A 10,696-nucleotide genomic window follows, 5' to 3' on the forward strand; every position below is an offset into this window, starting at 1 on the left:
GGGCGCTGCCGGCGCCTAGGGCTGGCTCCCCTCGCCCGGCTCCCCCGTCGTTGACTCGGCGAACAGGGCGGTCTTGCCCCGCCGCTCGTAGAATGTGAGCGCCCGCCGCACGGCCTTTACAACCGCGCGCGAGGTGATGGTGGCACCGGTCATCTGGTCGAAGGCGCCGTTGTCCTTCTTCACCTTCCACTCCCCGGCGGGCGGATCCCCCACGGAGCGGCCGCGGAACTGCGTGATCCAGTCGCTCTTGGCCACCTCGATGCCGTCGCCCAAGCCGGGGGTCTCGGCGTGACTGATGGTCCGGACTCCGGCCAGGGTTCCGTCGCTCCAGATGGCCACCAGAAGCTCGATGTCCCCATTGTATCCGTCGGGGGCGACCACCCGGAAGGCGGCGGCCACGGGCTCGCCGTCCAGGCGGGCCCGGTAGACCGTGACCGGACCGGCGATGCCGAGGTGGGCGCGGTCCCGCACCCGGATGGTGTCCTCGAGCAGATCGTTGTCGTAACGGTCGTCTGCGATGAGCTCATGGAGCTGGGACAGCCGCTCGGCGCGCTGGTTGGCCTGAATGGTGGGCTCGGTCACCTCCTTGGTTCCGGCGAGCAGCCCTGCGCCCACCACCGCGATGGCGGCCAGGATCGCCCCGACGATCCCCACCTGCCTCATTCTCCGCCTCCCAGCGGGGGACCCCCGGCCCGCTCCTTACCGAACACGCGGGGCCGGGTGTAGTGGTCGATGAGGGGCACGCAGGCGTTCATCAGCACTACCGCGAAGGAGACGCCCTCGGGATAGCCTCCCCAGGTGCGGATGATGTAGGTGAGGGCCCCGCAGCCCAGGCCGAATAGGATCTGTCCGCGCGGCGTGGTGGGGCTCGTTACCATGTCCGTGGCGATGAAGAAGGCCCCGAGCAGCAGGGAGCCGTTGAGCACATGGTACAGCGGGCCCGCGAAGGCGTCGGGGTCGTAGACGTGGAAGACGAAGGCGAACGCGGCGGTCCCCGCCACCATGGCGCCGGGGATGCGCAGGTCGATGACGCCGCGCCACCACATGTACAGGCCGCCGAGCACGATGAGAACCGCGGAGGTTTCCCCGGCGCTCCCGGACAGGGTGCCGAACAAGGCCACGGTGTGGTCGTAGCCCTGCGCCAGGATCTCATCGACGGTGCGGTTGAGGGTCAGCTCGGTCTTGAGGTGGCCCAGGGGGGTGGCCTCGGAGGTGGCGTCGGCGGCCAAGGCGAGCCCCTGCTCGCCGCCGAAGGTAACCCGCAGGCCTTCGGTGAAGGACAAGGCGCCGTCCGAGAACAGGGGGCGGACGGCCGGCCAGGTGGAAAGCTGCTGGGGGAAGGAGATCAGCAGCATCACCCGCGAGATCATGGCCGGATTGAAGGGGTTGGCGCCAAGGCCGCCGTACACCTGCTTGCCGATCCCGATGGCGAAGGCGGCGCCCAGCACGGCGATCCACCAGGGGGCCGAGGCGGGCAGGGACAGCCCGAGCAGTAGGCAGGTGACCACGGCGCTGCCGTCGGTGAGCGCAGGCCGGATCGGGCGTCCCATGAGGCGCAGGGCGACGGCCTCCGTGGCAAGGCCGGCGGCCAGGGTGGTCAGGAGCATGAACACCACCGGCCAGCCGAACAGGTACACGGAGAACAGCGTCACGGGCACCAGGGCGAGGATCACCGTGGCCATGACGCCGGAAACGCCCCCGCCGCCATGGGCGTGGGGGGAGCTGGGGGTGGCCAGGGGGGCGGTGTTGGACTGCGCCATGCGGGCCCTTTACTTCGGCTCTTGCTGGTCGGATTCGGGAGGGAGCTCCCCGCTGTCTGCGGCGGTGGAATCCTCGGCGGCGGTCTCCTCGCCGCGCATGGACCGCCGCTTCTCCGCGGCCTTCCGGGCGGCGGCCTCGCGGGCGTCGCCGGACTCGCCCTTGCTCTCCTCTTCCTTGGCGGAGGCCTTCTTCTTGGCGCGGCGCTTGGCCTCCTTCTCCTCCTTTTCGCGCTGGAGGCGGGCGTCGCGCGACTCGGTGCGGCGTCGGGCGATGTCCGCCTTCTCCTTCTCCCGCTCCTTGGCCTGAATCTCGCTCTTGGCGTAGCGGTAGTAATGGACCAGCGGCAAGTGGGAGGGGCAGACGTAGGTGCAGCACCCGCACTCGATGCAGTCGAACAGATCGTAGTCGGCGATCCGCTCGAACTCCTTGTTGCGGGCCAGGTTGTACATCTCGTTGGGCATGAGGTTCACCGGGCAGGCGTCCACGCAGGCGCCGCAGCGGATGCAGGGCAGGGCCTGGTCCCCGTCCACCTCGGCGCAGGTCTGGAAAATCAGCCCGTTGGTCTCCTTGACCACCGGCGCCTCGGTGGTGTGGAGGGCGGAGCCCACCAGCGGTCCGCCCATGATCAAACGGCCCAGGTCGGTGTAGCCGCCACACGCCCGGGCCACCTCCTCGATGGGGGTGCCCAGCCGCACCACCAGGTTGGCCGGCTCCGCCAGGGCCGCGCCGGAGGCGGTGAGCACCCGTTCGACGAGCGGCTCGCCGTGCACCAAGGCGCGACAGATGGCGTAGGCGGTGCCCACGTTCTGGTTGACCACCCCCACGTCGGCCGGGAGCCGGCCGCTTGGCACCTCGCGGCCGGTGATGGTCTGGATCAGCTGCTTCTCCGCGCCCATGGGGTAGCGGTTCTCCACCATGACCACGTCCACCATGGGCCATTCCGCCGCCGCCTCCCGCATGGCCGCGAAGGCCTCGGGCTTGTTGGCCTCGATCCCAACCACGATGCGCTCGGCGCCCACCGTGTAGGCGATGATGGAGCCGCCCTCCAGGATCTCGGCGGGGCGCTCGCGCATGAGCCGGTCGTCGCAGGTGAGGTAGGGCTCCGATTCGCCGCCGTTGAGGATGACCGTGTCCACGGCGCGGTCGGGGCCCGGATTGAGCTTGATGAAGGAGGGGAAGCCGGCGCCGCCGAGGCCGACGATGCCCGCCTGGCGGACCAGGGCCCGGATTTCCCCCGGCTGGAGGGCCTCGAAGTCCGGGTGGGGCTCCAGGTCGGTCCACTCGTCGCGGCCGTCGGCCTCGAGGGTGACGGCGGGGGCCGACAGCCCCGAGGGATGGGGGGCCGGATAGTCCGCAACGGCGGTGACCGTTCCGGAGGTGGGGGCATGCACGGGCACGGAGACGAAGCCGTCGGGCTTGGCGATCAGGTCCCCCTTGCGCACCCGGTCGCCGGGCTGGACCACCGCCTGGGCGGGGTTGCCGATGTGCTGGCTGAGGGGGACGTGGAGCACCTCCGGCACGCCGAGCTCCCGGATGGGCCGCCCGGAGGTGGCCTCCTTGTGCTCGGCGGGATGGATGCCGCCGTGGAAGAGCCCTTGCAGGATGGGGGTGTCGTGGTCAGCCACCGGCGGTCGCCACCTTCCTGTCCGGTTCGCTTTCGGGGGCTGCGGCGGCCAGCTCGGGGTGCCGCCACTTCCAGTTCTCCAGGGTCTCGGGGATGGGCACCATGTGGATGCAGTCCACCGGGCAGGGCTCGATGCACAGCTCGCAGCCGGTGCAGGCCTCCTCGATCACCGTGTGCATCTGCTTGGGCGCGCCGACGATGGCGTCCACGGGACAGGCCTGGATGCACAGGGTGCAGCCGATGCACTTGTCCTCCTCGATGATGGCCACCGAGGGCCGCCGTTCCTCGCCCTCCAGGCTCGGCGGCTCCACGCCCAGCAGTTCGGCCAGCTCCTCCACCGTCTCCTGGCCCCCCGGCGGGCAGCGGTTGATCTCCGCCTCGCCGCGGGCGATGGCCTCGGCGTAGGGGCGGCAGCCCGGATACCCGCATTGGGCGCACTGAGTCTGGGGGAGGCGCTGGTCGATCTCCTCCACCAGCGGGTCCTCCTCCACGGCCAGCTTGCGCGAGGCGTAGCCCAGGAACAGGCCGATGGCCAGCGCCAGGGCGCCCAGGCTGAGAATGGCAACCCACATGCAGGCAACCTTTTTTCTATCTATGGCGTAACGGCCCGGCGGCGTCGGGATCCTAGATGCGCACCAAGCCGGTGAAGCCCATGAATCCGAGCGAGAGCAGGCCGGCCGTCACCAGGGCGATGGCCGACCCTCTGAAGGCGATTGGAACATCCGCCAAGGCGATCCGTTCCCGGATCCCAGAGAACAGGATCAGAACCAGGGAGAAGCCGAGCGCCGCGCCGAAGCCGTAAACGGCGCTCTCCAGGAAGCCGTTACCCTGCTGCTGGTTGAGCAGGGTAACGCCGAGCACCGCGCAGTTGCTGGTGATCAGGGGCAGGAAGATGCCCAGCACCTGATGGAGCAGCGGGCTGGTCTTCTTGATCACCATCTCCGTGAACTGCACCAGGGCGGCGATGAGCAGGATGAAGGACAGGGTGCGCAGGTAGCCCAGGTCGAAGGGCGAGAGCAGGAAGTGGTCGATCGCCCAGGAGCCGACCGCGGCCAGGGTCAGCACGAAGGTGGTGGCCAGGGCCATGCCGGCGGCGTATTCCAGGCGCTGCGAGGTGCCCATGAAGGGGCACAGGCCCAGGAACTTCACCAGCACGAAGTTGTTCACCAGGACGGTGCCCACGAGGATCGCCAGGTAGTGCGTCATGGCTGACCTGCCTTGCTGCCGGCTGCCCCGTGGCCGGCCAGGGCCCGCCGTGTTCTGGGGTAGAGATGGCGCATCGGGTATATTAGAATTTGCTAAACAAAGGGTCAAGGCGCCGGCCCCGTTTTCGAGCCGGTGCCCGGATAGTATCATGTACGGTTTCTCAGCCGAGAAGTCCCCCGGAATCGATCCATAATCCTGACCCATAGGGTCGGGTAAACGCGCGCATTTCGCAAGGAGTCGAGGCCATGGCAACCCCGACCGAAGAGGCCATCTGGGAAGCCCTGCGGCAGGTGGAAGACCCGGATTTCGAGAAGGACGTGGTCTCCCTGGGCTTCATCCAGGACCTGGAGCTCAAGAAGAACAAGGTCAGCTTCACCTTCGGCCCGGATACCCCGTTGTGTCCCGGCCGCAAGGAGGTGGCCGAGCAGGCCCGCGCCGCCGTGGAGGGCGTGGAAGGGGTCAAGAAGGTCGATATGACCATGGAGGCCCGCATCAAGGCCCACAAGGTCCAGCAGGGCGTGCAGCTCATGGAGGGGGTCAAGAACGTCATCGCCGTGGCCTCCGGCAAGGGCGGCGTGGGCAAGTCCACCACCGCCGTGAACCTCGCCCTGGGCCTGGCCGCCTGCGGCGCGCGGGTGGGCATCCTCGACGCCGACATCTACGGGCCGAGCATCCCCCGCATGCTGGGCGTCTCCGGCAAGCCCACCTCCAAGGACGGCAAGACCCTGGAGCCCAAGGAGGCCTACGGCCTCATGGCCATGTCCATCGGCTTCCTCATCGACGAGGAGACCCCCATGGTGTGGCGCGGGCCCATGGTCATGCAGGCCCTGGAGCAGCTGCTTGGCGACACCAACTGGGGCGAGCTGGACTACCTGGTGGTGGACCTCCCGCCCGGCACCGGCGACACCCAGCTCACCCTCTCCCAGAAGGTGCCGCTCACGGGCTCGGTGATCGTCTCCACGCCGCAGGACATCGCCCTGCTCGACGCCCGGCGCGGCTTCCAGATGTTCGAGAAGGTGGGCGTGCCAAGCCTTGGCATCGTGGAGAACATGTCCCTGTTCATCTGCCCCAACTGCGGCGAGGAGACCGACATCTTCTCCCACGGCGGCGGCCAGCAGTTTGCCGACGACTACGGGGTGGAGTTCCTTGGCTCGGTGCCGCTGGACGCCGGCATCCGCGAGCAGGCCGACACCGGCCGCCCCACGGTGGCGGCGGCCCCCGACTCGCGCCAGGCGGAGATCTACCAGACCATCGCCAACGCCGTGGCGGTGGAGATCGCCAAGCAAGGCGAGGACCACACCCACAAGTTCCCCAACATCTCCATCCAGGCCGACTAGGCCGATTGGGCAGCGGCAAAGCGACGGCCCGGCGGGGATTCCCGCCGGGCCGTTTGCCGTTGGCGCCCCGGGCGCCCATGCCTGCTAGAATGCGCCGCCAGCCAATCCATTTCCGAGGCAGGGGCGAGGGAGCCATGGCCATCAAGTCCGACCGCTGGATCCGGGAGATGTCCCGCGAGCACGGCATGATCGAGCCGTTCGTGGACGGGCAGGTGAAGGAGAACGCGGAGACCGGGGAGAAGCTCATCTCCTACGGCCTGTCCAGCTACGGCTACGACATCCGCGTGGCCGACGAATTCAAGGTCTTCACCAACGTGCGCAACGCCATGGTGGACCCCAAGGCCTTTAGCGAGGACAGTTTCGTGGACTTCCAGGGTCCGGAATGCGTGATCCCGCCCAACAGCTTCGCCCTCGCCCGCACCCTGGAGTACCTGCGCATCCCGCGCGACGTGCTCACCGTCTGCATCGGCAAGTCCACCTACGCCCGCTGCGGCATCATCGTCAACGTCACCCCCCTCGAGCCCGAGTGGGAGGGCCACGTCACCCTGGAGTTCTCCAACACCACCCCCCTGCCGGCGAAGATCTACGCCAACGAGGGCGTGGCGCAGATCCTGTTCCTGGAGTCGGACGAGGCCTGCGAGGTCTCCTACGCCGACCGCGCCGGCAAGTACATGGGCCAGTGGGGGGTGACCCTGCCGCGCTCCTGAGCTCGCTGCCGGGCGCAAAGCCCGGCCGGGCGTTCCGCGTCACACCCCGGAGCCGACGCCGGTGGAGCCGAATCCGCCCCCGCCCCGCACTGTCTCGTCCAGGTTCTCCCGGGGCTCCCAGGCCACCCGGGTTACGGGGGCCACCACCAGCTGCGCGACGCGGTCCCCGCGCTGCAGGGTAACCGCTTCGCCGCCCAGGTTGATCAGGACGACCTTGATCTCGCCCCGGTAGTCGGCGTCGATGGTGCCGGGCGTGTTGAGCACCGTGACCCCCTGCTTGGCCGCCAGGCCCGACCGGGGGCGGACCTGCGCCTCGAAGCCCGGCGGAAGCGCCACGGCGATGCCCGCGGGGACCAGGGCGCGCTCGCCGGAGGCGAGGGTAAGGGGCTCCTCCAGCGCGGCCAGCAGGTCTACGCCGCTGGCGTGCTCCGAGGCGTACCCGGGAAGGGGCAGATCGCGGGCGTGATCCAGACGCGTGATTGGTACCTGGAGCGGGGATTGGTCCATGGGGATCCTCCGGCTGGTCGTCAAGGGCGGCGAAAACGGTCAGTCACCTGCCGTTTCCGGGGGTACGCACCATAGGGCCTTGGCCCCAGGCCGGCAATGGGCGCGGCCGGAAAGGCAGGGAGGCGCATGCCCCCCTGGAGCGTTCGAGGATGGGTGGCCGGCGATGCCGGGGGCTGCCCACAGAAACGCGGTCTAGCCCAGCTGGCCGGCGATCCGGGTCAATAGCGCCCGGGCCACCTCGGTCTTGGTGCCGAAGGGCAGGGGCTCCTCGCCGTCGGGGCCGAGCAGGGTCACCCGGTTGGTGTCCGCCTCGAAGCCGGCGTCGGCCTCGGTCACGTCGTTCACCGCCAGCCAGTCCACGCCCTTGGCCGCGCGCTTCTCCCGGCCGTGGGCCAGGGCGTCGTGGGTCTCGGCGGCGAAGCCCACGGTCAAGGGGCCGTTGTCCAGGGCGGCCACCGTGGCGAGGATGTCCGGGTTGGCGGTCAGCTCCAGGGCGAAGCCTTCCTTGCCCTTGCGCTTGCGGTCGAGGCGCTCGGCGGGTTTGTGGTCGCTCACCGCGGCGCAGCCGATGAACAGGTCGGCGTCCGCGGCCCGTTCCTGCACCGCCCCCAGCATCTCCTCGGCGGTTTCCACCCGCACCGTGTCCACCGCCACCGGGTCGGGGAGCGAGGTAGGGCCGCTCACCAGGGTCACCGCCGCGCCCAGCTCGGCGGTGGCCGCCGCCAGGGCGAAGCCCATCTTTCCCGAGGAGCGGTTGCTCACGAACCGCACCGGATCGATGGCCTCGCGGGTGGGCCCGGCGGTGACCACCACCCGCCGGCCCGCCAGGGGCTTGGGGGCCAGGCGGATGCGCAGGTGCGCCACCAGCTCGTCGGGCTCCAGCATGCGGCCCGGCCCCTCCTCGCCGCAGGCTTGGTCGCCCGCCGCCGGCCCCAGGAAGGTGACGCCGTCGGCTTCGAGCTGCTCGGCGTTGCGCCGGGTGGCGGGATGGGCCCACATCCGATGGTTCATGGCCGGGGCGGCGAGCACCGGGGCGGTGGTGGCGAGGTGCACGGCACCGAGCAGGTCGTCGGCCCGCCCCTGCACCAGGCGGGCGAGGGTGTCGGCGGAGGCAGGAGCCACCAGCAGCGCGTCCGCCCAGCGCGCCAGGGCGATGTGGTCCATGGCCGACTCCTCCGCCGGGTCCAGCAGGGCGGTGCGCACGGGGGCGCCGCTCACCGCCTGCAGGGCCATGGGGGTGACGAAGTGGGCACCCCCTTCGCTGAGCACCACGCGGACCTCCGCCCCCGCCTCGCGCAGCCGGCGCACCAGCTCCGGGGTCTTGTAAGCGGCGATGGAGCCGGTGATGGCGAGCAGGACGCGGGCCCCCGCCAGGGGGTCGGTGCCGGGGTGCTCCGGGGTTGGGCTCATGGCGGGCGCCCCGGGCTCAGGGACCGCGGCCGGGGAGCCGATCGAGGACGAGCCCCAGCAGCAGACCGGCGCCCAGTCCCACCCAGCCCGCCGTGGACGGGGCCAGGGGCACCACCTCGCTGCGCGCCAGGGCCCACAGGCCCACGAAGCCCACCAGGGCGAGCAAGGCGGGGGGGATGAGGCGGTCGAGGAGGCTGCTGACCGGGTTGGACTGGGGGTCCGTCATGATAGGGCTCCGGGTCGCGAAAGGGTCACCATAGCAGGCCGGGCCACACATGATAGAACATCAGGGTGAGCAGCGCCGTAAGCACCGCGGTCATCACCAGGTTGAGGGCGATCCCGGCGCGCAGCATATGTGCCTGGCGCAGGTAGCCGGAGCCGAAGGCCACGGCGTTGGGCGGGGTGGCCACCGGCAGGGCGAAGGCGAAGCTCGCCGCCACGCCGCCCGCCACCGCCAGGAACACCGCCGCGCCGGTCTCGGACAGGCCCAGGGTGCCGGCCAGGAGGCCGCCGATGCCGATGAGCAGCGGGGCGATGATGGTGGCGGTGGCCGTATTGGAGGTGACCTCGGTGAGGAAGATCACCAGCAGCACCACCGCCCCCACCAGCAGCACGATGGGCGCGCCGGTGAGGGCGGTGAAGAAGCCCTCCGCCACCCACTCCGTGGCCCCGGTGCGGGCGAAGGCGTCGGCCAGGCAGATGCCGCCGCCGAACAGCAGGATGGTGCCCCAGTCGATGGGCACCAGGTCCTCCCACTCCATGGTGTCCGCCAGCACCAGGGCGGGGATGGCGGCCAGACCCACCAGCACGTAGTAGAGCAGTCCCTGGTGGCCGTTGCCGGTGCCCAGTAAATTGGCGCCCTCGCCGCCGAACAGGGTGGTGCGGGCGGCCTCCGGTAGCCAGTCCCCGGCCAGGAAGTCCAGGCCGCCGAGCACCCACAGCGTGGCGGTGACGGCGAAGATCCACGCCACCCGGCGGCCGCGCGGCCCCAGGGGGCCCTCCTCGGCCAGGGTGCGCGCCGCCTCGGCCCGGGCGCCGACCACGTCCACCTCCCCCGGCGGGTAGAGCCAGTAGGTGAGCAGGTACCAAGCCAGCGGCAGGGTCACCAGGACGATGGGCAGGCCGATGAGCAGCCAGTCGGCGAAGCCGATGGAGTAGCCCAGCAGCCGGTCCAGCTGCGCCGCCACCACCGTGTTGGGCGGCGTGCCGATGAGGGTGGCCACGCCGCCGATGGAGGCGCCGTAGGCGGTGCCCAGCAGCATGGCCACCTGCAGGTTGGTGAAGGCCTGCGGGTGCTCGGCGTCGGTGTGGATCCCGTGGCGGCCCACCACCTGGGCCAGGATGCCCACGGCGATGGGCACCATCATGGCGGTGGTGGCGGTGTTGGACACCCACATGGACAGGAAGGCGGTGGCCAGCATCACCGCCAGCACCAGCAGCCGCGGCGAGGTGCCCATCACCGCCAGCAGGCGCAGGGCGATGCGCCGGTCGATGCCGTACTTCTGCAGGGCGTTGGCCAGCATGAAGCCGGCGACGAACAGGAAGATCAGGGGGTCGGCGAAGCCCGCCAGGGCCGGCTCCATGTCGCCGTAGACGCCGAGCGCGGTGAGTAGCACCGGGATGGTGAGCGCCGTCACCGCCAGCGGCAGGGCCCCGGTGACCCACAGGAAGGCGGCGAAGAACAGGGTCGCCAGGGCGTACTGCCCCGCCGCGGACAGGCCGGCGGGGGTGGGCAGGGCGCCGATGACGGCGGTGCCCGCCGCGGCGGCGGCGAACAGCGCCAGGCGGCGGGCGGCGGGGGTGCTGGCCACGGAGACTCCCCTACGGTGGGCCACGAAAGTCGGAAGAAAACGCCAACAATCCAAAAAAACGGAGGATCGCCAGGGACCGGGCGGACTGCAAGGATACATTTTTTCGGCTACGGGGCGCATCGGTCCGCCGGGCGCCGGTTCGGGCAGGTAGGGCGGGGCCGCCGCTCCTGCAATGGGGCCAAATCGAAGGTGTAGGAGCGACCTCCAGGTCGCGACCCCCCGGTTCGACCTATCCGGTAGTGGTCTGGAGACCGCTCATACACGGGCTGGATAGGCCCGTAGGAGATCCTATGTCGCCGGGGCAAGGCTTTCCTGCCCTTTTTCGGCGACATA

At 70.3% G+C, this 10,696-nt stretch carries 11 protein-coding genes; 2 read left to right on the top strand and 9 right to left on the bottom strand.

Going from position 1 to position 10,696, the window contains the following annotated elements:
* Positions 1-15: 15 nt before the first annotated feature.
* Genes rsxG through rsxA form a run of 5 tightly spaced genes read right to left on the bottom strand, consistent with a single transcriptional unit; the run spans position 16 to position 4,591 of the window.
* Entirely contained in the window at positions 16-663 is a 648-nt protein-coding gene (rsxG, locus tag ACLFRB_RS08380) for an electron transport complex subunit RsxG (protein ID WP_411068558.1), read from the bottom strand.
* Positions 660-1,760, bottom strand: a complete 1,101-nt coding sequence (locus tag ACLFRB_RS08385; RefSeq protein WP_411068559.1) for an RnfABCDGE type electron transport complex subunit D — start codon at positions 1,758-1,760, stop codon at positions 660-662. Before ACLFRB_RS08385 ends, rsxG begins: the two co-directional genes overlap by 4 nt.
* A gap of 9 nt (positions 1,761-1,769) precedes the next feature.
* Complete coding sequence (rsxC, locus tag ACLFRB_RS08390; RefSeq protein WP_411068560.1) at positions 1,770-3,386, bottom strand: electron transport complex subunit RsxC; 1,617 nt, start codon at positions 3,384-3,386, stop codon at positions 1,770-1,772.
* Positions 3,379-3,957 (bottom strand): electron transport complex subunit RsxB, encoded by a 579-nt coding sequence (gene rsxB / locus ACLFRB_RS08395; RefSeq protein ID WP_411068561.1) that lies wholly within the window; start codon positions 3,955-3,957, stop codon positions 3,379-3,381. The genes rsxC and rsxB overlap by 8 nt, the downstream gene beginning before the upstream one ends.
* 52 nt (positions 3,958-4,009) lie before the next feature.
* Positions 4,010-4,591, bottom strand: coding sequence for an electron transport complex subunit RsxA (rsxA, locus tag ACLFRB_RS08400; RefSeq protein WP_411068562.1), 582 nt, complete (start codon positions 4,589-4,591; stop codon positions 4,010-4,012).
* Positions 4,592-4,836: 245 nt separating this feature from the next.
* On the opposite strand from rsxA, the gene apbC reads away from it, so the two are divergent.
* Complete coding sequence (gene apbC, locus ACLFRB_RS08405; RefSeq protein ID WP_411068563.1) at positions 4,837-5,928, top strand: iron-sulfur cluster carrier protein ApbC; 1,092 nt, start codon at positions 4,837-4,839, stop codon at positions 5,926-5,928.
* A 134-nt stretch (positions 5,929-6,062) separates the two neighbouring features.
* Positions 6,063-6,635 carry a dCTP deaminase gene (gene dcd / locus ACLFRB_RS08410; RefSeq protein WP_411068564.1) on the top strand — a complete coding sequence of 191 codons (573 nt, stop codon included), beginning with the start codon at positions 6,063-6,065 and terminating at the stop codon, positions 6,633-6,635.
* Between the two features lie 39 nt (positions 6,636-6,674).
* Here dcd and dut read toward each other — a convergent pair whose 3' ends face one another.
* From dut to ACLFRB_RS08430, 4 genes are all read right to left on the bottom strand, one after another.
* On the bottom strand, positions 6,675-7,142 hold the full coding sequence (gene dut, locus ACLFRB_RS08415; protein WP_411068565.1) for a dUTP diphosphatase: 468 nt from the start codon (positions 7,140-7,142) through the stop codon (positions 6,675-6,677).
* A 192-nt stretch (positions 7,143-7,334) separates the two neighbouring features.
* A complete protein-coding gene (gene coaBC, locus ACLFRB_RS08420; RefSeq protein WP_411068566.1) occupies positions 7,335-8,552 on the bottom strand; it encodes a bifunctional phosphopantothenoylcysteine decarboxylase/phosphopantothenate--cysteine ligase CoaBC in 1,218 nt (405 codons plus the stop codon).
* A gap of 16 nt (positions 8,553-8,568) precedes the next feature.
* A complete protein-coding gene (locus ACLFRB_RS08425) occupies positions 8,569-8,778 on the bottom strand; it encodes a hypothetical protein (RefSeq protein ID WP_411068567.1) in 210 nt (69 codons plus the stop codon).
* 25 nt (positions 8,779-8,803) lie between these two features.
* Positions 8,804-10,363 carry an SLC13 family permease gene (locus ACLFRB_RS08430; protein ID WP_411068568.1) on the bottom strand — a complete coding sequence of 520 codons (1,560 nt, stop codon included), beginning with the start codon at positions 10,361-10,363 and terminating at the stop codon, positions 8,804-8,806.
* Positions 10,364-10,696 lie beyond the last annotated feature (333 nt).

This window comes from Thiohalorhabdus sp. (assembly GCF_046545655.1).
GTDB lineage: Bacteria > Pseudomonadota > Gammaproteobacteria > Thiohalorhabdales > Thiohalorhabdaceae > Thiohalorhabdus.

Excerpts from the sequence above, each read along its gene's own strand:
- rsxG (WP_411068558.1), bottom strand. The coding sequence starts at position 663 with ATGAGGCAGGTGGGGATCGTCGGGGCGATCCTGGCCGCCATCGCGGTG.
- ACLFRB_RS08385 (WP_411068559.1), bottom strand. The coding sequence starts at position 1,760 with ATGGCGCAGTCCAACACCGCCCCCCTGGCCACCCCCAGCTCCCCCCAC.
- rsxB (WP_411068561.1), bottom strand. The coding sequence starts at position 3,957 with ATGTGGGTTGCCATTCTCAGCCTGGGCGCCCTGGCGCTGGCCATCGGC.
- rsxA (WP_411068562.1), bottom strand. The coding sequence starts at position 4,591 with ATGACGCACTACCTGGCGATCCTCGTGGGCACCGTCCTGGTGAACAAC.
- apbC (WP_411068563.1), top strand. The coding sequence starts at position 4,837 with ATGGCAACCCCGACCGAAGAGGCCATCTGGGAAGCCCTGCGGCAGGTG.
- dcd (WP_411068564.1), top strand. The coding sequence starts at position 6,063 with ATGGCCATCAAGTCCGACCGCTGGATCCGGGAGATGTCCCGCGAGCAC.
- dut (WP_411068565.1), bottom strand. The coding sequence starts at position 7,142 with ATGGACCAATCCCCGCTCCAGGTACCAATCACGCGTCTGGATCACGCC.
- coaBC (WP_411068566.1), bottom strand. The coding sequence starts at position 8,552 with ATGAGCCCAACCCCGGAGCACCCCGGCACCGACCCCCTGGCGGGGGCC.
- ACLFRB_RS08425 (WP_411068567.1), bottom strand. The coding sequence starts at position 8,778 with ATGACGGACCCCCAGTCCAACCCGGTCAGCAGCCTCCTCGACCGCCTC.